Here is a 21,350-nt window from a genome sequence, read left to right on the forward strand (position 1 = left end):
CGCCGGCACCGTCCGGATCACCTCTCCTTCAGCCTTTCTCCATCTTTCTTCAACAAACTGTTGACGTTGGGTTCGAGCCGAAATTAGGCTCGCTCCGCATGCCGGAAGACTCTTTCCGCCAGCAGTTACCCGTACGGAAGGTCACCATGTCGAAGCGCACGCTGACGACCGAGTCCGGCGCCCCGGTCGCCGACAACCAGAACTCCGCCACCGCCGGCGTCGGTGGCCCGCTCCTGATTCAGGACCAGCAGCTCCTTGAGAAGCTCGCCCGCTTCAACCGCGAGCGCATCCCGGAGCGCGTGGTGCACGCCCGCGGCAGCGCCGCGTACGGCCACTTCGAGGTGACGGACGACGTCACCGCGTACACCAGCGCCGCGTTCCTGAACACGGTCGGCAAGAAGACCGAGACCTTCCTGCGGTTCTCCACCGTGGCCGACTCGCTCGGCGGCGCGGACGCCGTGCGCGACCCCCGCGGTTTCGCCCTGAAGTTCTACACCGAAGAGGGCAACTACGACCTCGTCGGCAACAACACCCCGGTGTTCTTCATCAAGGACCCGATCAAGTTCCCCGACTTCATCCACTCCCAGAAGCGCGACCCCTTCACGGGCAAGCAGGAGCCGGACAACGTCTGGGACTTCTGGGCGCACGCCCCCGAGGCGACGCACCAGATCACCTGGCTGATGGGTGACCGCGGCATCCCGGCGTCCTACCGCCACATGAACGGATACGGCTCCCACACCTACCAGTGGACCAACGCCCAGGGCGAGTCCTTCTTCGTCAAGTACCACTTCAAGACGAACCAGGGCATCCGCTGCCTCTCGGCCGAGCAGGCCGCCGAGCTCGTCGGCTCCGACGCGAACTCGCACCAGACCGACCTGCTCCAGGCGATCGAGCGCGGCGTGAACCCGAGCTGGACCCTCTACGTCCAGATCATGCCGGCCGCCGAGGCCGCGGACTACCGCTTCAACCCCTTCGACCTCACCAAGGTGTGGCCGCACAGCGACTACCCGCTGCAGCGGGTGGGCCGCCTGGTCCTCGACCGCAACCCGGACAACGTCTTCGCCGAGGTCGAGCAGTCGGCGTTCTCCCCGAACAACTTCGTCCCGGGCATCACCGCCTCGCCGGACAAGATGCTCCAGGGTCGCCTCTTCGCCTACGCCGACGCCCAGCGCTACCGCCTCGGTGTGAACCACACCCTGATCCCGGTCAACGCTCCGAAGGCGACCAAGGCCGACAACTACGGCCGCGACGGCGTCATGGCGCTGCGCAACGGCTCGCGCCACGACAAGAACTACGAGCCCAACTCGTACCAGGGTCCGGCCGAGACCGGTCTGGCGCTCGGCGCTCCGCTCGCGGTCAGCGGCTACACGGGCACGCACGAGGCCCCGGCCCACACCAAGGACGACGACTTCTTCCAGGCCGGTGAGCTCTACCGGCTGATGTCCGAGGACGCCAAGCAGCGTCTGGTGGCGAACATCGCCGGTGGCCTCTCGCAGGTCACCCTGGAGGACGTCATCGAGAAGAACCTGGCTCACTTCCACGCCGCGGACGCCGACTACGGCAAGCGCGTCGAGGAGGCCGTTCGCGCCCTGCGCGAAGGCTGAAGGGCCCACAGGCTGCGTCCGGGATTTGACGGGAGGTCAGATTCCGGATGCTGAGCCCGCACCGCGAACCCGGATGAGGGGTGGTACGCGGTGAGGGCAGGACGAGGACCGCGGTGGTGTCGAGCCAGTGCGGTGGTAAAGGCCCAGCGGCTTGTCTCTTGACCTGAGGGAGACGAAGCCAAGGTGTCCTGTCGCCACCACCGCGGTCCCAGCCACTCCTCTCCTTCTCCTTATATATAGGGGGCCACGCACAGAGCCCTCTGTGGACCACGGAGAACGAGTGGGACGAGTGGGACCACCTCCCCCACAGACCCCGCCCGGCGGGTGCGAACGGCCCCTTCCCGACGCCGTCCTCGCACGCTGCGCGGCTTCGGCCCGGCTGCGCCGGACTCCGCCCGTCGGAGTCACAACAGCCCCACAGACCCCGCCCGGCGGGTGCGAACGTCCTGTCGCGCCAGCCTCGCCCCGTCGGGCGGTAACAGACCAGAGCGCCGAGTCACGGACGGTCCCGTGACTCGGCGCTTTGTCGTGTCCGCCGCGGCCGGTACGGGCGGTCAGCCGGTACGGGCGGTGAGCTGGCCGTGCGGCTCCGGGCGCCGGGTCATGCCGTGAGGTCCTTCGGGATCTGCTGCGTGATGCAGTGGACGCCGCCACCGCCGTACGCGAGCACCGGGGCCGGTACGCCGACCACCTTGCGGCCGGGCAGGGCCCCGGCGATGACGGCGAGGGCCGCCTCGTCCGCCGCCGTGCCGCCGACCGGGACCACGCAGCCGCCGTTGGCCAGGTAGAAGTTGAGGTAGCAGACCTCGACCGGGGCGCCGTCCACCTCGCCGTAGACGGTCTGGGGGACCTTGACGATCTCCAGGGCGCGGCCGCGGGCGTCCGTACTGGCCTCCAGGACGGCGAGGTTGGCGCGCATCCGGGCGTAGTCGGGGTGCGCCGGGTCCTCCGGGAGGAAGACGACGACCCGCGCGGGCGCGGCGAAGGCGGCGACGCCGTCGACGTGTCCGTCGGTCTCGGTGTCCTCCAGGCCCCCGTAGGGCAGCCAGATCACCTTCTCGACGCCGAGCCGGCGCCCCAGCTCGTCCTCGATCTCGGTGCGGCTCATCCGCGGGTTGCGGTTGGGGTGCAGCAGGCACTGCTCGGTGGTGATCAGGGTGCCCTCGCCGTCCACGGTGAAGGCGCCGCCCTCCAGAATCATCGAGGAGTGCACGCGCGGGATGCCGAGGCGGTCCAGCAGCAGCGCCGACAGCTTGTCGTCGGCGGCCCAGGGGTGGTGCTTCTCGCCCCACGCGTTGAACCTGAAGTCGACGCCGACGCGGGCGCCGTGCTCGTCGTAGGCGAAGATCGGGGCGGAGTCGCGGAGCCAGGAGTCGTCGATGGGCAGCTCGGTGACCTCGATGCCGGGGTCGTCGCCGCAGAAGGCGCGGGCCTCCTCGGCGCGGCCGGGCGCGGCGATCATGATGACCGGCTCGAAGGCGGCGATGGCGCGGGCCACGGCGGCGTACTCGTGCTTGGCGGGCTCGAAGGCGGGGCCCCACAGGGACGGACGGGTCGGCCAGGCCATCAGGCAGGCTTCGTGCTCGGCCCACTCGGCGGGCATGCGCGGGTTCATCGGAGTACTCCCTCGGTACGGCGGGCCCCGACCCTCCATGACTGACTAAATTTTCAGTCAGAACGATTCGCCTGAAAGGCGGGTCAGGAAGGCCGGTGAGGGCTATCGTGATACCTGACTGAAAGGTCAGTCAAGGGGTTACCGACCGGAAGGTGCGATCCGCGTGGCAGATCGTCAAGTGCTGATCCTCGAAGCAGCGGTACGGGTCATCGCGCGCAGCGGTGTCCGGGGCCTGCGCGTCGAGGAGCTGGCGGCCGAGGCCGACGTCTCGACCGCGCTGATCTACTACCACTTCAAGGACCGCGCGGGCCTGATCCGGCGCACCCTCGACTTCATCAGCGCCCGCGCCACCGGTTACACCGACGAGGCGCACAGCAGCGCGCGGGACCCCCGCGCCCTCCTCCTCCAGCTCCTGCTCGGCGAGCTCCAGAACACCCCCCGGGTGCGCGAGAACAGCATCGCGTGGGGCGAGCTGCGGGCCAGTGCCATCTTCGACGACGACCTGCGCGAGACCCTGGCCCGATCCACGCGCACCTGGTGCCGCGACACCGCCGACTCGGTCGCCGATGCCCAGGCGGCCGGACTCGCCGATCTGCGGGTCGACCCGCAGGACGTCGCGGAGCGGCTCACGGCGCTGGTGGAGGGCTTGAGCGAGCGCTGGCTGAGCGGCTCGCTGACGGTCGAGCGGGCCCGCGCCCTGCTCTCCGGCGCGGTGGACGCGGAACTGGGACCGCGTCCGGCCGAGCCCTTCTAGAAGCGACGCGCAGCGGCCCCCGACCCTCCGGGGGGAGGGGCGGGGGCCGCTGCGCGGTGCTGGACCAGCCTGGTGGAACTAGGCGGAGATCGGGCGGATCGCGGTCGGGGCGTGACCCGGCTCGGTCGCGAGCTCTTCGAACTCGGTGACGTCGCTCATGTCGACCGTCTTGCTCATCGAGATGTTGGTGATGCGCTCCAGGATGGCCTCGACGACGACCGGAACGCTGTACTCGGCGGCCAGCTTCTTGGCCTCCTCAAGGGCGGCACCCAGCTCGTTCGGGTCCGTGACGCGGATGGCCTTGCAGCCGAGACCCTCGACGACCTTGACGTGGTCGACGCCGTAGACGCCCAGCTCGGGGGCGTTGATGTTCTCGAATTCGAGGTTGACCTCGAAGTTAATGCCGAGACCACCCTGCGCCTGACGGATCAGGCCCAGGTAGGCGTTGTTCACCAGGACGTGGACGTACGGGATCTTGTGCTGCGCACCGACGGCCAGCTCCTCCAGCATGAACTGGAAGTCGTAGTCGCCGGACAGGGCGACGACGGGGGTCTGCGGGTCGGCGGTGGCGACGCCCAGGGCGGCCGGGATGGTCCAGCCGAGCGGGCCGGCCTGGCCGCAGTTGATCCAGTGGCGCGGCTTGAAGACGTGCAGCATCTGCGCACCGGCGATCTGGGACAGACCGATGGTGGTGACGTAGCGGGTCTCCGGGCCGAAGGCCTTGTTCATCTCCTCGTAGACGCGCTGCGGCTTCATGGGGATGTTGTCGAAGTGCGTACGACGCTGCAGCGAGCCCTTGCGCTCCAGGTGCGAGGCGACCCAGGCGCTGTAGTCGGGCAGCTTGCCCTCGGCCTTGAGCTCCTTGGCGACCTCGATGAAGGTCGTCAGCGCGGCCTTGGCGTCGGAGACGATGCCCAGGTCCGGGGCGAAGATCTTGCCGATCTGGGTGGGCTCGATGTCGACGTGGACGAACGTGCGGTCGCCGCGGTAGGCGTCCAGGTTGTAACCGGTGTGGCGGTTGGCCCAGCGGTTGCCGATGCCCAGGACGAAGTCCGACTCCAGGAACGTCGCGTTGCCGTAGCGGTGCGAGGTCTGGACGCCGACCATGCCGGCGGCCAGCTCGTGGTCGTCCGGGATGGTGCCCCAGCCCATGAGGGTGGAGATGACCGGGACGCCGACCAGCTCGGCGAACTCGACCAGCAGGTCGCAGGCGTCGGCGTTGATGATGCCGCCACCGGCGACGATCAGCGGGCGCTCGGACTCCAGCAGGAGCGAGATGGCCTTCTCGGCCTGCTTGCGGGTCACGGCCGGCTTGTGGACGGCCAGCGGCTCGTACAGGTCGGGGTCGAACTCGATCTCGGTCAGCTGGACGTCGATCGGGAGGTCGATGAGGACCGGGCCCGGACGGCCGGAGCGCATCAGGTAGAAGGCCTCCTGGAAGACGCCGGGGACCTGCGCGGCCTCCAGGACGGTGGTGGCCTTCTTGGTGACCGGCTTGGCGATCGACGCGATGTCGACGGCCTGGAAGTCTTCCTTGTGGAGCTTGGCCACCGGGGCCTGACCGGTGATGCACAGGATCGGGATCGAGTCCGCGATGGCCGAGTACAGGCCGGTGATCATGTCGGTGCCGGCGGGGCCGGACGTACCGATGCAGACACCGATGTTGCCCGGGGTCGTGCGGGTGTAGCCCTCGGCCATGTGCGAGGCGCCCTCGACGTGGCGGGCGAGGGTGTGGGCGATGCCGCCCACGTTCTTGAGCTCGCGGTAGAACGGGTTGATCGCAGCGCCGGGCACGCCGAACGCTTGCGAAACGCCCTCGCGCTTGAGGATCTCCACTGCAGCGGCGGCGGCTGTCATACGAGGCATCGAGTTCTCCTGCGGGTCTGACGGTCAGGCTTTTCCGTAATCCGGAAGTTTTGTTCTGCTATACGGAACAAGCTAAGCGGCGGCTTCCCGCACGTCAAGGCGGTGGGGAACCCCGGAAAGCACCAAAAGCCACGATCTTCTCGGTGAGTTGCACTAATGACCGGGTCCACGGGCACCGCGGTGGTGGAGCATGGACCCACCCGCGGGGGCGCACGGCGACGGAGGGGACACACGGCCATGGCGGAATCGGTACCGGTGCGCTGCCCGGGGTGCCTGCGCGAGAACGGCTACACCGCCCCCGCCTTCCCGTGCGCCTGCGGCAGCCCGGTCACGCCCCCGCTGGACCGGTCGGCGGCGCTCCGGCCGCTGACCCGGCGCACCTGGTCGCAGACCTGGGTCGCGGTGCGGTGCGGGGCCTGCGGGCGGGTGGGCGAGTGGCCGCACCCCGAGGTGGGCTGCGGGTCGTGCGGGACGGTGTGCCGGGTGCCGGTGCACCCGGTGGATCCGGTGGGTCCGGCGGAGCCGCGGGCCGCGCACCTGCCACTGCCGCCGCCGACCGTGCCCGTGCCCGCGCCGCGGCCCGCCTTCCGGCCGGTGACCATCCGTACGGCCCGGGACGCGGTGTCGACGGCCGCCCTGTACCTGCGCTGGCTGGGCTTCACGGACGTGCGCCAGCCCGACGGGCCGGCGGTGCCCGCCGCGGCGGTGGACCTGCGGGCGCCCGGACTGGTCGCCCAGGTGGATCCGACGACGGCGCCGACCGGGCTGCGCGCGGTGGAGTGCGTCTGGCTGAACGGCCTGACCGCGTCCTCGTCCTGCGCCTACTTCTCGCTGGCCGGGTACACGCCGCAAGCGCGGGAGCGCGCGGACGACCTGGGCATACCGCTCTTCGTGATGGACCTGACCGGAATGCCCCAGCCGGTCAACGACCCGGCGGACGAACTGGCGGGGCCGGGGCCCCGGGCCTGAGCCCGGCGGGACCCCCAGTCCGGGCGGAAGACGGGGCGGAACGCGGACCACGGGCGGAACACCTCGTTCGCGCGCGTTGTTGCTCCGTCTGTCAGTCCTGCCCTTCCAAGGAGAGCGCCTTGAGCCTGTACGACATCCCCCTGAACACCCTGTCCGACGAGCCCACCAGCCTCGCGGCGCACAAGGGCAAGGCGATCCTGCTGGTGAACACCGCCTCCCAGTGCGGGCTGACCCCGCAGTACTCGGGACTGGCCCGCCTCCAGTCCACGTACGCCGAGAAGGGCTTCACGGTCATCGGTGTGCCGTGCAACCAGTTCGGCGGCCAGGAGCCCGGCACGGCGGACGACATCCAGACGTTCTGCGCCACCGGTTTCGGCGTCACCTTCCCCATGCTGGAGAAGTCCGAGGTCAACGGTGAGAACCGGCACCCGCTGTACACGGAACTGGTGAAGACCGCCGACGCCGAGGGCGAGGCGGGCGACATCCAGTGGAACTTCGAGAAGTTCCTGATCTCCCCCGAGGGCGAGGTCGTCGGCCGCTTCCGTCCGCGCACGGAGCCGGAGGCCCCCGAGGTCCTCGCCGCCATCGAGGCGCTGCTCCCCGCCTGACCCGCGGCCGACGGCCCGGCCGGGTCCGTCCCGGCCGGGCCGGGGCCCACGGGCGGGGGTCGCGCGGGGCGCCGTAACCGGCTGAAACCCGCCCCTTCCCGGGCAGGACGGTCGTAGCCTCGCGCCATGACCACTCCTTTGCAGACCCCCGACAGCGACGGCGCGGCCTACGCGCTCCGGGCCGCCCGGCCCGAGGACACCGAGGCCATCGAGGCGCTCGACGGGTCCTTCACCACCGCGAGCGTCTTCCGGGTGGCCGTCACCGCCGACGGCTTCGCGCTGCGCGAGGTACCGGTGGATCCGCCCCTGACCAAGGTCTTCCCCGAGGACGACGGCAGCGGCGGCGCGGACGGGGAGGGGGACGGGGAGGACGGCGCGGAGGACGGCGACCACACCGTCGTGGCCGTCGACGCCGACGGCGGGCTCGCCGGCTTCGTCACCGTCTCCTACAACCCGTGGAACCGCCGGCTGACCATCGAGGACATCGAGGTCGCCCCGGAGCACCGCGGCCGGGGCGTGGGCCGGGCCCTGATGGGGCGCGCGCGGGACGTCGCGCGCGAGCGCGGCGCCGGGCACGTCTGGCTGGAGGTCACCAACGTCAACGCCCCGGCCGTGCACGCCTACCGTCGGATGGGCTTCGCCTTCTGCGGTCTGGACACCACCCTCTACCAGGGCACCGAGTCGGAGGGCGAGCACGCGCTCTACATGAGCGCTCCCTGCCCCTGAGCCGCGAGCAGCCGGTGGACCCCGGGGGCGGCGCCGTCGCCCGGCGCCACCTCGACGGTCAGCAGCCAGGCGGCGGCGTCCGGGCCGGCGGCCGGCGCGTACCACTCGACGCGCGCGTCGAGCAGGCGGTCGCCGGCCCCGAGGCGCTGTGCGTACCACTGCCGGAACTCCGCGCTGCGCCACACCGCCAGCGGTACGGAGCGCTCCGCGCCGGCCCGCTCCTCCCCCGGGCCGGCGACGCGCAGGGCCGCGGCGGCGGCGCCCCCGAGGGTCCGTTCCACCGGGACGCCCAGCGCCCCGGCGAAGTGCAGCAGGTACGCCATGCGCTCGGCCTGCGGCGGCGCGCCGAGCACGGCGCGGCCGGAGCCGGACCAGGCGCCCCACTTGATGTTCGAGACCAGGCCGGGCAGCCGCTCCATGTCACGGGGGATCCAGAAGAGGATCGCGTCCGAGCGGCGCATGGCCTCCTCCTCCCAGGCGATCTGGTCCGCGTACGGGGGGTAGCCGCCGCCGGGTGCCGGCTCGGGCAGGAAGACCGCCAGCCTGCCGGTGCCCGCCCACGCGGCCCGCAGCGCGGCCACGGCGTCCGGGCGCCAGGAGGGCTCGGCGGGGTCGACGGGGGTGGGGCCGCACAGGTACACGGCCGCGGCCCAGGAGGCGGGCGCCTCCTGACCGACGTACACGACGTCGACGACGGGCGCGGCGGCGGAAGGGGTGGGAGCGGGTGCGGTGGCGGGGGCCGTTTCAGTGGACACGGGCTGCTCCGGGGTCGGTCGGGGTCGGGGTGGCGAGGAAGTCCAGCAGGAGGGCGTTGAAGGCGGCGGGCCGTTCCAGGAAGCCGAGGTGGCCGGTGTCGGGCAGCTCCGTCCAGCGGGCGCCGGGGATCGCCCCCGCCACCTCCCGGCCCAGCGGTGCGGGCGCCAGCAGGTCGTCGGCGAAGCCCACGACCCGCACCGGTGCGGTGATCCGGGCGTAGTCGGCCAGCCGGTCGCGGTCCGGCGCGGCCGGGCCGTGGGCGCTCGCCGCACCGGTCAGCGCGGCCATTTCGAACAGGTCGAGCCATTCCTCGACCGCGCCCGCGTCGGCCAGGGTCCGCGGCGAGAGGTTCTGTCCGAGGCGGACGAAGGCCTCGTACGCGGGCGGCAGCCGGCCCCCGCCCGCGTCGGCGAGGGCGGCTTCGGCGCGCGCCATCGCCCGACCGACCGGGTCGGGCCGCCCCCGGGTCGCGGCGAGCAGCGCGCCACTGGCCAGCCCCGGCTCCTCCAGGAGCAGCTCCTGGACGGCGAGGGCGCCGAGGGAGTGGCCGACCAGGGGGCAGGGCGGCAGGGCGAGGAAGGTCACCAGCTCGCTCACCGCGCGGGCCAGTGCGACCGGGCCGGTCGCCCCGGGCGGGTTGTCGAAGGTCACCACCCGATGGCCGGCCGCGGTCAGCGCGGGCACCTGGTGGTGCTCCCAGATCCGCCCGCCGCCGCCCGCCCCGGCGACCAGCACCACCGGTGCGTCCCCGCCGCCGGCCGGGGAGTGGAGGGTGTACGCCGCTCCCCCGGGCGTGCGGCCCGTCGTACGGTCCGCCGTGCGGTCCGGCTCCGCGCCGGCCGGCCCGGTCACGGCGCCATCCTGGTCAGCGCCGTGCGCACCCAGGCGGGGCGGTCGGTGTCCAGGCCGCGCAGGGCCACGTGCACCCACAGGAACGAGGCGCGCGCCAGGACGTGCGCCCGCAGGCCGGCGCGGACCTCGCCGCCCGCCGCCCGGTAGGCGTCCAGGAGGTGGTCGAGGACCTCGGTCCCGCCCGCGTAGAGCATGTCGACGAAGTCGGCCGCCGGGTCGCCCACGGCGGCGTTGGCCCAGTCCAGCAGCCCGGACAGGACCGGCGGGCCGGCCGGTGGGCAGACCACGAGGGTGTGCCCGGGGTGCACGTCACCGTGGACGAGCGTCAGCCGGCGCGGCCACAGGTCGTCGTCGTCGAGCCAGGTCTCCCAGCGCCGGATCCCCCGGGCGGGGAGCGGGAGTTCGGCCCGGGCCCGGGCGAGCCGGGCCGCGATCGCGGTGCGCACGGCGTCGGGTCCGGCCGGGGCCGGGCCGGGCAGGAGCGGGGCGCCGTCGGCTCCTTCCGGTGCGGTGGCGTGCACCGCGACGAGGGTCCGGGCGAGCGGCTCCAGGTAGCCGGCCGGGTGGGCGAGCGGGTCGGTCGACCAGCCGTAGACCAGGGTGTCGGGGTCCTCGCTCCCGGCCGGCTCGCCGGGCAACCGGGGATAGGCGACCAGGTCCGGGGCGTGCAGGCGCCAGTCGGGCACCGGGACCGGAACGCGGTCGCGCACGGCGGCCAGCACCGCGCCCTCCACGGCCAGTTGGCGCGCGGCCTCGGGCCGCCGCGGCCTGCGCAGGATCCACGGGGTTCCGTCGACGGCCCGGATGTGGGTGACCCGGAAGTCCCAGCCCGTGTCGTCGGGTCGGGCGCTCGCCGGGTCGAGTTCCACACCGAGGTGCCGGGAGGCGCGGGCGGCGAGGGCGGCCGTGTCCTCGTCGGCGTCGACGGCCGTGCCGGCGTCGGTGCCGGCGCCGGGCGTCGCGCCCGGGGCGGCGGTCATCGGGGGGCTCCCGCGGTCGGCACGTGCCGGTCACGGGTGGCGTCGCGGTCCACCTTGCCCGTGTGCGTCCGTTCCAGCTCCGCGACCGGGACGAGGAGGCTCGGCACCAGGTGCGGGGGCGCGGTGCGGGCCAGTCGGGCGCGCACCGCCGCCGCGACGGCGCCCGGGTCGTGGTCCGGCAGCGGTACGAAGAACGCGGCCAGCGTGCTGTGTTCGGCCCGTTCCACCCGGGCGGCGGCGACGGCCAGCACCCCCTCGCAGTCGCCGACGAGGGCCTCCACCGCGATCAGGTCCACCCGGTGACCGCGGATCTTGACCTGGTGGTCGGAGCGGCCCCGGAAGACCACGGCGCCGTCGGCCGTCTCGGACACCAGGTCACCGGTGCGGTACCAGCGGGTTCCGTCGCGCTCGACGAACCGGGCCGCGGTGCCCGCCGGGTCGCCGTGGTAGCCGAGGGCCAAGCCCGGCCCGGACAGGTGCAGTTCACCGGTGTCGGCGTCCACGTACTGACCGATGTGCGGCAGCGGCCGCCCGACGGGCAGGTCCCCGTCGGGGTCGGCGAGGGCGGGTGCGCCCGGCCCGGCCAACTGCACCGCGTGCGTCACCAGCGCGGTCTCGGTGGACCCGTAGGTGTTGAGCAGCCGCACGCCGGACGCGCCGAGGCGCTGCCAGCGCCGGAGCATGTCGGCGCGTACGGCCTCGCCGCCGATCACCACCGTGTGCAGGGACGCGGGGAGTTGGGCGCCCCGGTGGAGCAGGTCGCCGGTGAGGGCGTACCAGAAGCCGGTGGGCAGGACGGCGACGGAGACCTGTTGGTCCTCGACGACCTCGGCGAAGCGCTCGCGCGCCGCGTCGTCGATGACGAGGGTCGCGCCGGCGGTCAGGGTCGGGAGGATCTCCTCCAGGCTGGTGTCGCCGCCCGCGCCGTGGAAGTGCAGCACGCTCTCGCCCGGTCCGACGCCGTACAGGTCGCGCAGCAGCGGCACCACGGCCGCCGGCGCCCGGTGCGGCACCACCACGCCCTTGGGCTCGCCGGTGGAGCCCGAGGTGAACAGCACGTACGCGGGGTCCTCGGGGCCCGCGCCGGGGCGGGGGTGCACGGCCGCCCGCGCGGGGGTCACCGGCGCGGGCGTCCAGCGCGGGCGGTGCACGACCGGGACGGGGGGCTGCCAGCCGGTGTCCGCCGTGGCGACGGCCTCGCGGACGCCGAGCCGGTCCAGGACCGCTTCCAGCCGGGCCGCGGGGTGGTCGGCCTCCAGCGGCACGTAGGCGCGGCCCGCCGCGAGCACGCCGAGGACGGCCGCCACGTCCCGGGCCGAGTGGTGCGCGACGATCCCCACGGGCGGCCGCGGCCGCCCGGTGCGCGGCGCGAGGGAGCCGGCCACCTCCAGGGCCCAGGCGGCGAGGGTGCCGTAGCCGACGGCGAGCCCGTTGTCGACGACGGCGGGGCGGGCCGGATCGGCGCGGGCCGTCGCGAAGAAGGGTTCCAGAAAAGCGATTCCGGCGGACTGCATTGTGATCGTCCTCGTCCTGTTGGAATATGGGCGGGTGCGAATATCGATAGAACACGACGTGAAAATACCCCTGCGGGACGGCACGTTATCGAGCGCCGACCTCTACCTCCCCGAATCGCCCGGCCCGGTCCCGGTCCTGATCCGCCGGACCCCCTACGGGAAATCCGGCGCACCCGGCGGCGCCTCCGTCGACGGGCTGCGCCTGGTGCGCCACGGCTACGCGCTGCTGGTGCAGGACGTGCGCGGCCGCTTCGACTCCGGCGGCGCCTTCGAGCCGTACTGGAACGAGGCGGCGGACGGCGCGGACACCGTGGCCTGGGCGGTCGGCCAGCCGTGGTGCGACGGCACGGCCGGGCTGTTCGGCCGCTCGTACGAGGCGATGGCGGCGCTGCTCGCGGCCGGCGAACGCCCGCCCGGCCTGGGCGCGGTCGTCCCGCACGTCGCCGGCTCCGGCTTCGACGAGGGCTGGACCCGCCAGGGCGGCGCCTTCCAGCTGGGGTTCCTCCTCTACTGGGTGCTGTACGACCTGCTGCTCGACGGGGCCGGTCTGGCGGCGGCCGACCTCACCGAGGTGGCCGGGGCCGTGGACCGGATCGACGAGCTGTACCGCGATCCGGAGGCCGCCGCGGAGCTGCTGGACCGGCTGGCCCCGTACTGGCGGCAGTGGCGCGAGCACCCCGGCGGCGACCCGTACTGGCGGCGCGCCGCCCCCCGTGACGCGTACGCGGCGATCGACGTCCCCGCGCTGCACCTGACGGGTTGGTACGACATTTTCCTGAACGGCGCCCTGGAGAATTACCGGGGAATTCGAGAATTCGGTACGCATTCTCGACTGGTGGTCGGCCCTTGGTCCCACTGCGTGACCGACGGGATTTTCCCGCAGCGCCGCTACGGATTGTCCGCGGACGAAAGCCGGCTGGATGTCACCGGCCTCCACCTGGAGCATTTCGACCGGCACCTGCGGGGGCGGGGCGGCCCGCCCGATCCGGATCCCGTACGGCTCTTCGTGACCGGCGCCGACGTGTGGCGCACCTTCCCCGACTGGCCGGTCCCGGACACCGAGGACCTCGTCCTGCACCTCGCCGGCCGGGGCCTGCGGTCGGGTCCCGCGCCGGTCCGCGCCGGCGCCGACCCGCTGCGGCACGATCCGGCCGACCCGGTGCCGACCACCGGCGGGGCGACCGCGCTGCCCGGTCAGTTCACCGGCGGGGACTGCGGGCCGCTGGACCAGCGGAAGGTGGAGCGGCGCGCCGACGTGCTGTGCTTCACCGGCGAGCCGCTCACCGCCCCGCTGACCGTGCTCGGGGACACGGTGCTCACCGTGTACGTCACCCCGGACGCCGCGGGGGCGGACGTGACGGGCAAGCTCGTCGACGTCCACCCGGGCGGCCGGGCCGAGCTGTTGTGCGACGGCATCCGCCGGCTGGATCCGGCTGCGGCGGCGACCGGGCCGATGGAGGTCACCGTGCGGTTGGGCGCCGTCGGGCACGTGTTCCGCCCGGGGCACCGCGTACGCGTCGAGGTCGCGGGGAGCAACGCGCCGCGCTTCGACGTGCATCCGCCGGTCCCCGCGCACCACACCGTCCACCACGGCGGTGACCTTCCCTCACGCCTGCTGCTGCCGCGCCTCGCCGACTGACGGCGACGCGGGGCCCGGGCCGGCGGCATCGGGGTGGAAGACCGACAGGTCGGCCACCTTCTCGATCCGCCGGCCCGCCTCCCAGTGCGCCCGCCGCAGACGCCTGGCCTGGGCGCCGGTCAGCTTGGTGCTGTGCTGCGGGATCGACATCACCAGCCGGGCGCGCTTGGCCGCCGCCGGGTAGCGGTCGCGCACCCGGTAGGGGTCGTTGAGCAGGTGGTGCGCGGTGCCGACGTGGAAGGCCGCCTTCAGCAGGGCGTAGTAGGCGGCCGCGCCGACGCCCTTGTCCCGGGCGCAGTGCACCAGCGTCCGCGACGCCTCGAAGAGCCGCCACACGACGGGTACGGCCGGTGTGGTGAAGACGCCGGTCTCCTGCGCGATGCCCTCGCCGACGCCGTAGCGGAAGTAGCTGCGCATGTTGGCGAAGCCGTGCTGGGCGTCGTGGAAGATGCGCGCCTGCGGCAGGTACACCACGGGGATCCCCGCCAGCTGGAGCCGGAAGTCGAACTCCCGGTCCTCGCACCAGTGGATGAGCTCGTCGAAGTGGTAGCCGCCGATGTGGTCGACGATGTCGCGGTTGTAGATCAGCGGCGGGGACAGCGCGCTGACGTAGTCCCCCTCGTCGAACTCCCTCACCCGCGCGGTCAGTTGGCTCAGGGTGCCGTCCGACTCCCCGTACACGACCTGCCCCTTGACCACCGGGTCGGTGAGCACCGCGCGGACCATGTCGCGGACGACGCCCGGGGCGAAGGTGCAGTCGGAGTCCATCAGCAGCAGGTACTGGCGGTCGGTGGCGGCCGCCCCCGCGTTGTAGGCGGCGCCGAGGTTGCCGACGTCCTCGATCTCGGTGACCGTCAGCGGTCGGGGGTGTTCGGCGATCAGCTTCAGCACTGCGTCGCTGGGACCGTTGAGCGCGAGGACGATCTCCACGTCCTCGTCGATCGAGGCGATGCAGTCGGCGATCCGCAGGTCGTCGCGCAGGGCGATGATCACGCTGGTCCGGGCGATGCCCTTGTCGACCGCGCCCTCGTCCACCGGGTCGGTGGTCATCCCGTTCTCCCTTGTCTCGGTCGTGCCGTGCTTCGTGGTGCGGTACGTGCTCGTGCCGTGCGGCGTCGTGTCGTGCGGGGGCATCAGGCCGCCGGGGCCTTCAGCCGCAGGGGCAGGGCGCGCAGGGCGCGTTCGGCGACGGCCTCGGCCTCGGCCGGCAGCTCCGCGTGGGCGATCACCCCGGCCAGGACGTCGGCGCCGCCCTGGTAGGACGGCAGCACGGTGCCGGGGGCCAGGTCGAGGCCCCAGAACACGTCGTGCACCCCGGCCCGGCGGGCGACGTCGCGCGGGTTGCCGGCCCACTCGACCACTCCCCCGTCCGCCGGCAGGAACCGCTGGACCACGGCCCTGCTGTGCCGGGGCTCCAGCTCGGTGAGGTCCAGGGGCCGGCCGAGGGCGAGGCGCACCACGTTGGGCAGCGGGTCCACGCCGGTCGCCAGCCGCATCACCTCGGTGGCGATCCGGGCGCCCGTCAGCCGGCCGGTGATCTCCAGCAGGACGACCCGGCCGTCACGGGTGCGCAGGATGTCGGTGTTGATCACCGCCGGGTCCAGTCGCAGGGCGCGCGCGCCGCGCCGGACCACGTCGGTGACCTCCTCGATCCGCTCGGCGCTCAGCAGGCTGGGCAGGGTGTCGCCGCCCTCGAAGAAGTGCGGGGCGAACTCCTCCTTGCGTCCGTACTCGCGGTCCGCGAAGCCGAACCGGTGCAGTTCCCCGTCGACCATGAACCCGGCGAGGGTGTGCTCGGTGCCCTCCAGGAACTCCTCGATCACGATGCGGCCGCCCGGGCTGAGCCGCAGCGCTTCCTCGGCCAGGGGCCGCACCCGGTCGGCGCGGTCCACCTTCAGCACGCCCAGCGAACCGGTCTGGTCGCTGGGCTTGATGACCGCCGGCAGGCCGATGTCGGCGACGGCCCGCACCGCCTCGGCGACGCTCCCGGCGGTCGCGAACCGGGGCAGGTCCAGCCCGGCCGCGCGCAGGATCGCGAGCCGCCGGTCCTTGAGCGTGCAGTCCAGCGCGGTCTCCAGGGGCAGCCCCGGGCAGCCGAAGCGCCGCGCGAGGGTGCTGATCACCGGCGGGTTGTCGGCGCCCAACGAGAACACCCCGTCGATCCGGTCGACGCCCGCCGCCGACAGCTCGGCGAGGACGGCGACGGCGTCGTTCGGGTCGCAGACCACCAGTACGTCCGCCGCGGCCCGGACCCGCTCGGTCGGCCGGTCGGTGACCACGACGAGCGTGCGCCGCGGGGAGCACAGTTCGGCGAGCGAGCGGTCCATGCCGGAGCCGATCCCGCACACCAGGAGCCGGTCAGTCATGGTCGCCCCCCGTCCCCGCGACGGCGCCGGTGTGGGCCGCGGCATGGGCTCCGGTCAGGCTGAGCACCTGGAACACCTCCGCGTGCCCGGAGCCGGTCGTGACGGCGCCCCGGTAGCGGGCCAGGCCCCGGATGCCCTCGTCCCAGGCCGCGTGCCGCAGTTGGGAGACGTACGCGCGCATCGCCTCGACCTTGGTCTCGATCTGGTCGTCGATGTCCTCGGCGTACTGGAAGCGGGCCATCGGCGCCCACACCTCGTAGCCGAGCACCAGCCGGGGGGCGGGCATCGGCCGCTCGCCCGCCTCCTGGAAGAACTCCGACTGCGCCATCCACAGCGCCTCGGTGGTCAGTTGGTGGACCATGCGGTGCTCGACGTCGTCGTCGTTGTCGTGCGGCAGGTAGACCACCTGGGGGCGCACCTCGCGCAGTACGCGCACCAGGTCGAGGTGGACCCGTCGGCTCGGCTGGAAGTCCCGCGAGGGCTCACCGAGTTGGATGCAACGGTGCACACCGAGGGCCTTGGCGGCGGCCTCCGTCTCGGCGGCGAATTCGGCGTCGGTGACGGCGTCGTCGAGCGCGCTGCGCTCGCGGCCGATGACGATGACGACGCTCACCCGGGCGCCGTCGCGGACGTGTTTGGCGATCGATCCCCCGCAGCCGATGACGTCGTCGTCGGGGTGCGGGGCGACGACGAGGACGTCGGTGACGGCGCTCACGCCCCGGCCCCCGGCAGCTCGCCGGCCCAGCCGGCCCACTGGCCGGTCAGGGCGACGCCGTCGGCGAAGGGGACCCGGGCCGTGAAGCCGAGGACCTCGCGGGCCTTGGTGTGGTCGGCGCGGGCGCTGGAGCGGTAAAGGTCCAGCTCCCACTCCTCGACCGGTTCCCCCGCCTCGGCGGCGGCCGGGTCGCCCGGGCCCCGCAGGGCGCGGATCGCGTCGAAGAAGGTGCCCCAGCCCAGCTCTTCGGCGTGGCCGACGAGGAAGCGCTCGCCGGCCGCGGCCGCGGTGTCCACGGCGAGGAGCACGGCGTCGGCCAGGTCGTCCACGTACACGGCGTTGCAGACGCCCGCGCCCGCGCCGGTCGGGAGCTGCGCGAAGTCGCTCTCGGGGCGCCGCAGTTGAGCGGTGGTCCACTGACCGCCCCACGGCCCGTAGACCACTCCGGGCTGGAGCACCACGGTCTCCGGTCCGCCGTCGAGGGCGTGGGCGTCGAGCACGAGCCGCTCGGCGGCGAGCTTCTGCTGCTCGTACTCGCGGTCCTCGGCGTCGGCCGGCCGCGCCGGGGACTCCTCGGTCAGCACGCCGGCGACGGACGGGTCGTAGACGTCGATGGTGCTGAGGTGCACCACGCGGCGCACGCCGGCGGCGCGGGCGGCGGCCAGGACGTTCGCGGTGCCCTCGACGGAGGCGGCCCAGCGTCCGTCCTCGTCGCCGGAGCTGCCGAAGGCGCAGTGCACGACGGTGTCACAGCCTTCGAAGGCCGCGCGCAAGGAGTCGGCGTCCAGCAGGTCCCCCTGCTGGAAGGCGATCCGGTCCTGCGGCAGGACGGAGAGCCGGGCCGCCCGGCCGAAGCCCCGGACGACCGGCCGGATCCGGGCCTCGGTGCCGAGGGCGAGCCGCTCCACGATCCGGCCGCCGATGAAGCCGCTGGCTCCGGTGACCGCGACGGTGTGCCCGGCGAGCGACGGCAGGCCGGCGCCGCCCTCGGCCTCCTCGCCCGTGCCCCGCGTGGTCCAGGGCTGGGCGGACCGCTCGCGGGCGGGGCCGCCGTAGCACTCCTGGATCAGCTCGACGACGCGCACGCCGTCCTCGGGGGTGGAGTGGACGGGGGCGGCCCCGCGGACCGCCGCGGCGAAGTTGCCGAGCTGCTCGGTGAAGAGCAGCTCCCACTCGTCCTGTGCGGGGGCGACCGCGTCCACGTCGCCGCGGTGCAGCACCTCGCCGTCGGCCGTGGTCAGGACGCACTCCCCCGCCGGGAAGTCGGTGCCGATGCTGACGGACGCCTTGGTGCCGGTGACCTCGCAGGAGATGCCGAGGTCACGGAGCCGACTGAAGTCGCAGTGCACGTCGACGGAGCCGAAGCGCAGGTGGGCGGTGGCATCGGTCTCCACCCCACCGAGCGAGTTGTCCTCGGCCCGGACGACCCGCACGTCGGGGCCGAGCCACCACAGCAGCGTGTCGAAGACGTGCGAGGCGGTGTCGGTGAGCACCCCGCCCCCGGCGAGGCGCCGGTCGAACATCGACCAGGAGACCGGCTCGTGGGCGTAGGGGTGCCCCTCCGACCAGTCGACGCGCAGCACGTCACCGAGGTCGCCGGCGTCGATCAGCCGCTTGACCCAGGCGTAGGCGGGGAAGAGGCGCCGAGGGTGGGCCATGGCCAGCACGGGGGCGCCGTCGACGGCCGCGGTCGCGGCCAGCCGTCGGGCGTCCTCGGTCGAGGTGGTCATCGGCTTTTCCAGGAGTACGTGCTTGCCCGCGGCCAGCAGCGCCTCGACGATCGGCGCGTGCAGGGTGTGCGGGGCGACCACCACGGCGGCGTCGAAGGCGTCGGCTACCTCGGCCGCGTCGGTGGCGATCACCACCTGGTCGGCGTCGGCGCCGCCCAGTTCGCGGTAGAGGGCGAGGGCGGCCTCCGCCTGGCGCGGGTCACGGTCGACGAGGGCGGTCAGCCGGACGTCTCCCTTGAGCGGGGGCAGGGCGGGCAGGTGGCAGCCGCGGGCGGCGGCGCCGCACCCGACGATCGCGAGGCGTACGGCGGTCATGGTCTCTCCAGGGTTCGTCGGAAGGGGACGTGGGGGGATGGGGGGACGTGGGGGTGGGGGGATGGGGGGCGATGCGTGGAGTCACGCCGGGGCGTCGACCGGGTGGTGGACCCATACGTTCGGCTCGGCGTACGTACCGTGGCCGTCGTCGGTGACGCGCAGGGGGACGAGGCCGCCGGGGAGCGGGTGGTCCCCCGGGCCCGGCAGTGGGTAGCCGAGGAACTCCGCCCAGCGTTGCACCGGTTGACGGATCACCAGGGACCGCTCCGCGATGCCCAGTTGCCGCGCGCCGAGTTCGAGGTGGGTGCGCAGCCAGGGGTCGAAGCAGCGCCCGTCGGGTCGGCGCCAGGCCGCGTACTCGGCGATCGGAACCAGCGGGTAGCGGGGCTTGCGGGTGGGCCGGACCGGAATGATCACGCCGCGCGGGGCCCGGCCCGCGGCGCGCCGCCGGACCTCGGTGAGCAACCTCTCGGCATGTCCGGCCGCCCGCTGAGCCGGGTCCACGGAGACCGACAGCATGCACACCGCGTCGGGCCGTTCGGGCGGCTCCCGGTCCACGGCCTCCACCAGCACCTCGTCGCTGCCGGCGGGGAGGGACGGGGCCAGGCCGTCCCAGCGGACCGGCAGCCCGTTGGCCGCCGCCACCAGGCGCCCGTCCGCGTCCACCAGGCAGAGCTGGTGGGCGGGGTAGCGGTCGTACATGCCGTGCCAGCGCCAGTTGCCGGGGGACTCCCAGCTCATGAACTCCGGCATGTTCGCGCCGATCAGGGCGTCCACCTCGGGCAACAGCCAGGGGTCCCGGGACAGATCGGTCAGGGTGAGGGTGGACGCGGCGGCGGAGCGGGGGGTGGGGATGGGGGCGGACACGGCGCCTCAGCCCAGCAGCCGGGTCTCGGCCGTGGCCCGCATCTCGCGGGAGCGCCGCAGGTCGGCGGTGACGCACACCCGCTTCAGCCAGCGGTCGGTGCCGTCGTAGCGGGCCCGGAAGGGGAGGCGGCCGTGCACGGCGCGGTGGTTGTCGATGAAGAGCACGTCGCCCTGGTCGGCGACGACCTCCCGCATGCCGGCGTCCACCACCTTGAACAGCGCGTCGTAGGCGCGCCGGGCGTCGGTGTCGTCCTCCGGTACGGAGGTGAAGTAGGGGTCGAGGCGCATGTACGGGTCCTGCCGCGAGCCGTAGAGGAGCGGGCCGAGGGGACGCTCGTCGATCATCTTCTGGATGGCGGCGAAGCGGGCCGCCTCCTCGTCGGAGTCGATGGTGTTGTTCTTCGGCAGGTGCGACTCGTCGGGGGCGATGTAGAACCGGGGCTCGAAGAGGATGTCGACGTCCTCGACGGACAGCGAGGACAGGTCCAACTCGCCGACGGTGGTGGGGACGTGGTCGGGGTTGCGCAGGGCGCCGAGAACGAGGTAGTCGCTGCGGTGGGGGTGGAAGGCGTCTTCGGTGTGCCAGGTCAATAACTCGGCGCTACCCATACCGAGTTGATCGTTCTCGTGCTGGCGGATCGGGAAGATGTCGTGCACCAGGTGGCCGTCCTGCTGGGTGGCCCACCCGAAGGGCTCGCCGAGGAGCGCCGAGTACAGCATCAGCAGGAGCTCCTCGGGGAACTCCGGGCCCGGTCGGGTGCGGCCCCGCCAGTGGTCGGGGGTGGGGCCGATGCGCCGCTGGTCGAAGTCGTGCCCTTGGATCACGACGTGGCCCCGACGATCGGACAGCTTGAACTCGCGCAGGAAGCGCTGGACTCCCTCGGGCAGCCCGGCCGCGAGCCGCGGCAGGTCGCGCAGCAGGGCGGGGTCGCCGAAGGACGGGTAGGTGACGGCCAGTTCGAGGCAGAGCTCCGCGATGGCGGAGGCCTCGTCGGCCGTGAGGGCGTAGCCGGGCGTGGACTGGTCGGTGAGGTTCGACATGCCAACTCTCGCTGAGTGGTCGGGGATGCTTACTGCCCGCGGGCGGCCGGAGGCGGGGCCGCGGGCCCTCGGGGGTGGTACGGGTACGGCCTTGGCCAGCGCCTTGGCCGGTGCCGTGGCCTTGGCCAGCGCCTCGGCTGGTGCCGTGGCCTTGGCCAGCGCCTCGGCCGGTGCCGGTGCCTTGGCTGGTGCCGGTGCCTTGGCCGGTGCCGTGGCCTTGGCCAGCGCCTCGGCCGGTGCCGTGGCCTTGGCCAGCGCCTCGGCCGGTGCCGTGGCCTTGGCCGGCGCCGGTGCCGTGGCCGTCTGCTCCGGATCTCGCCGGGCCCTCGGCCTGCCCTCCGGGGGGGGGGGGGGGGGGGGGGGGGGGGGGGGGGGGGGGGGGGGGGGGGGGGGGGGGGGGGGGGGGGGGGGGGGGGGGGGGGGGGGGGGGGGG

At 73.5% G+C, this 21,350-nt stretch carries 18 protein-coding genes; 6 read left to right on the forward strand and 12 right to left on the reverse strand.

What is annotated here, in order from left to right; genetic code table 11:
* Positions 1-146: 146 nt before the first annotated feature.
* A complete protein-coding gene (locus ACZ4UB_RS15900) occupies positions 147-1,604 on the forward strand; it encodes a catalase (protein WP_354383881.1) in 1,458 nt (485 codons plus the stop codon).
* A 601-nt stretch (positions 1,605-2,205) separates the two neighbouring features.
* Here ACZ4UB_RS15900 and ACZ4UB_RS15905 read toward each other — a convergent pair.
* Positions 2,206-3,219 carry an agmatine deiminase family protein gene (locus ACZ4UB_RS15905; RefSeq protein ID WP_468070596.1) on the reverse strand — a complete coding sequence of 338 codons (1,014 nt, stop codon included), beginning with the start codon at positions 3,217-3,219 and terminating at the stop codon, positions 2,206-2,208.
* Positions 3,220-3,382: 163 nt separating this feature from the next.
* On the opposite strand from ACZ4UB_RS15905, the gene ACZ4UB_RS15910 reads away from it, so the two are divergent.
* Entirely contained in the window at positions 3,383-3,973 is a 591-nt protein-coding gene (locus ACZ4UB_RS15910) for a TetR/AcrR family transcriptional regulator (protein ID WP_468070597.1), read from the forward strand.
* Between the two features lie 78 nt (positions 3,974-4,051).
* Here ACZ4UB_RS15910 and gcl read toward each other — a convergent pair whose 3' ends face one another.
* A complete protein-coding gene (gene gcl / locus ACZ4UB_RS15915) occupies positions 4,052-5,830 on the reverse strand; it encodes a glyoxylate carboligase (protein ID WP_468070621.1) in 1,779 nt (592 codons plus the stop codon).
* Between the two features lie 246 nt (positions 5,831-6,076).
* Here gcl and ACZ4UB_RS15920 point away from each other — a divergent pair, with 246 nt between their 5' ends.
* The 3 genes from ACZ4UB_RS15920 to ACZ4UB_RS15930 all read left to right on the forward strand — a co-directional run bounded on the left by ACZ4UB_RS15920 (position 6,077) and on the right by ACZ4UB_RS15930 (position 8,142).
* A complete protein-coding gene (locus ACZ4UB_RS15920; protein WP_468070598.1) occupies positions 6,077-6,808 on the forward strand; it encodes a hypothetical protein in 732 nt (243 codons plus the stop codon).
* A gap of 119 nt (positions 6,809-6,927) precedes the next feature.
* On the forward strand, positions 6,928-7,416 hold the full coding sequence (locus tag ACZ4UB_RS15925) for a glutathione peroxidase (RefSeq protein WP_468070599.1): 489 nt from the start codon (positions 6,928-6,930) through the stop codon (positions 7,414-7,416).
* Positions 7,417-7,542: 126 nt separating this feature from the next.
* Positions 7,543-8,142 carry a GNAT family N-acetyltransferase gene (locus ACZ4UB_RS15930; RefSeq protein ID WP_468070600.1) on the forward strand — a complete coding sequence of 200 codons (600 nt, stop codon included), beginning with the start codon at positions 7,543-7,545 and terminating at the stop codon, positions 8,140-8,142.
* Here ACZ4UB_RS15930 and ACZ4UB_RS15935 read toward each other — a convergent pair.
* From ACZ4UB_RS15935 to ACZ4UB_RS15950, 4 genes are read right to left on the reverse strand one after another with little or no spacing between them, the layout of a single operon-like run.
* Positions 8,118-8,897, reverse strand: a complete 780-nt coding sequence (locus ACZ4UB_RS15935) for a nucleoside 2-deoxyribosyltransferase domain-containing protein (RefSeq protein WP_468070601.1) — start codon at positions 8,895-8,897, stop codon at positions 8,118-8,120. The two genes, ACZ4UB_RS15930 and ACZ4UB_RS15935, sit on opposite strands and share 25 nt — an antisense overlap.
* Complete coding sequence (locus ACZ4UB_RS15940) at positions 8,887-9,750, reverse strand: alpha/beta fold hydrolase (RefSeq protein ID WP_468070602.1); 864 nt, start codon at positions 9,748-9,750, stop codon at positions 8,887-8,889. The genes ACZ4UB_RS15935 and ACZ4UB_RS15940 overlap by 11 nt, the downstream gene beginning before the upstream one ends.
* Positions 9,747-10,730: a macrolide 2'-phosphotransferase gene (locus tag ACZ4UB_RS15945; RefSeq protein ID WP_468070603.1), complete on the reverse strand. Its 984-nt coding sequence runs from the start codon at positions 10,728-10,730 to the stop codon at positions 9,747-9,749. Before ACZ4UB_RS15945 ends, ACZ4UB_RS15940 begins: the two co-directional genes overlap by 4 nt.
* On the reverse strand, positions 10,727-12,244 hold the full coding sequence (locus ACZ4UB_RS15950; protein WP_468070604.1) for an AMP-binding protein: 1,518 nt from the start codon (positions 12,242-12,244) through the stop codon (positions 10,727-10,729). The genes ACZ4UB_RS15945 and ACZ4UB_RS15950 overlap by 4 nt, the downstream gene beginning before the upstream one ends.
* Before the next feature lie 58 nt (positions 12,245-12,302).
* Between ACZ4UB_RS15950 and ACZ4UB_RS15955 the strand changes: the two genes are divergently transcribed.
* Positions 12,303-13,883: a CocE/NonD family hydrolase gene (locus ACZ4UB_RS15955; RefSeq protein ID WP_468070605.1), complete on the forward strand. Its 1,581-nt coding sequence runs from the start codon at positions 12,303-12,305 to the stop codon at positions 13,881-13,883.
* On the opposite strand, the gene ACZ4UB_RS15960 is transcribed toward ACZ4UB_RS15955, so the two are convergent.
* The 6 genes from ACZ4UB_RS15960 to vioC all read right to left on the reverse strand — a co-directional run bounded on the left by ACZ4UB_RS15960 (position 13,851) and on the right by vioC (position 20,917).
* Positions 13,851-14,933 carry a glycosyltransferase family 2 protein gene (locus ACZ4UB_RS15960; protein ID WP_468070606.1) on the reverse strand — a complete coding sequence of 361 codons (1,083 nt, stop codon included), beginning with the start codon at positions 14,931-14,933 and terminating at the stop codon, positions 13,851-13,853. The two genes, ACZ4UB_RS15955 and ACZ4UB_RS15960, sit on opposite strands and share 33 nt — an antisense overlap.
* A gap of 83 nt (positions 14,934-15,016) precedes the next feature.
* Positions 15,017-16,249 (reverse strand): ATP-grasp domain-containing protein, encoded by a 1,233-nt coding sequence (locus tag ACZ4UB_RS15965; protein ID WP_468070607.1) that lies wholly within the window; start codon positions 16,247-16,249, stop codon positions 15,017-15,019.
* Entirely contained in the window at positions 16,242-16,964 is a 723-nt protein-coding gene (locus ACZ4UB_RS15970) for a PIG-L deacetylase family protein (protein ID WP_468070608.1), read from the reverse strand. Before ACZ4UB_RS15970 ends, ACZ4UB_RS15965 begins: the two co-directional genes overlap by 8 nt.
* Positions 16,961-19,009, reverse strand: coding sequence for an NAD-dependent epimerase/dehydratase family protein (locus ACZ4UB_RS15975; RefSeq protein ID WP_468070609.1), 2,049 nt, complete (start codon positions 19,007-19,009; stop codon positions 16,961-16,963). The genes ACZ4UB_RS15970 and ACZ4UB_RS15975 overlap by 4 nt, the downstream gene beginning before the upstream one ends.
* 81 nt (positions 19,010-19,090) lie before the next feature.
* Positions 19,091-19,876 carry a hypothetical protein gene (locus ACZ4UB_RS15980; protein ID WP_468070610.1) on the reverse strand — a complete coding sequence of 262 codons (786 nt, stop codon included), beginning with the start codon at positions 19,874-19,876 and terminating at the stop codon, positions 19,091-19,093.
* 6 nt (positions 19,877-19,882) lie between these two features.
* On the reverse strand, positions 19,883-20,917 hold the full coding sequence (vioC, locus tag ACZ4UB_RS15985; protein ID WP_354383853.1) for an arginine beta-hydroxylase, Fe(II)/alpha-ketoglutarate-dependent: 1,035 nt from the start codon (positions 20,915-20,917) through the stop codon (positions 19,883-19,885).
* Positions 20,918-21,350: the final 433 nt, after the last annotated feature.

It is taken from the genome of Streptomyces sp. NPDC028419 (genome assembly GCF_055565515.1).

Excerpts from the sequence above, each read along its gene's own strand:
- ACZ4UB_RS15900 (WP_354383881.1), top strand. The coding sequence starts at position 147 with ATGTCGAAGCGCACGCTGACGACCGAGTCCGGCGCCCCGGTCGCCGAC.
- ACZ4UB_RS15905 (WP_468070596.1), bottom strand. The coding sequence starts at position 3,219 with ATGAACCCGCGCATGCCCGCCGAGTGGGCCGAGCACGAAGCCTGCCTG.
- gcl (WP_468070621.1), bottom strand. The coding sequence starts at position 5,830 with ATGACAGCCGCCGCCGCTGCAGTGGAGATCCTCAAGCGCGAGGGCGTT.
- ACZ4UB_RS15920 (WP_468070598.1), top strand. The coding sequence starts at position 6,077 with ATGGCGGAATCGGTACCGGTGCGCTGCCCGGGGTGCCTGCGCGAGAAC.
- ACZ4UB_RS15930 (WP_468070600.1), top strand. The coding sequence starts at position 7,543 with ATGACCACTCCTTTGCAGACCCCCGACAGCGACGGCGCGGCCTACGCG.
- ACZ4UB_RS15945 (WP_468070603.1), bottom strand. The coding sequence starts at position 10,730 with ATGACCGCCGCCCCGGGCGCGACGCCCGGCGCCGGCACCGACGCCGGC.
- ACZ4UB_RS15950 (WP_468070604.1), bottom strand. The coding sequence starts at position 12,244 with ATGCAGTCCGCCGGAATCGCTTTTCTGGAACCCTTCTTCGCGACGGCC.
- ACZ4UB_RS15960 (WP_468070606.1), bottom strand. The coding sequence starts at position 14,933 with ATGACCACCGACCCGGTGGACGAGGGCGCGGTCGACAAGGGCATCGCC.
- ACZ4UB_RS15965 (WP_468070607.1), bottom strand. The coding sequence starts at position 16,249 with ATGACTGACCGGCTCCTGGTGTGCGGGATCGGCTCCGGCATGGACCGC.
- ACZ4UB_RS15975 (WP_468070609.1), bottom strand. The coding sequence starts at position 19,009 with ATGACCGCCGTACGCCTCGCGATCGTCGGGTGCGGCGCCGCCGCCCGC.
- vioC (WP_354383853.1), bottom strand. The coding sequence starts at position 20,917 with ATGTCGAACCTCACCGACCAGTCCACGCCCGGCTACGCCCTCACGGCC.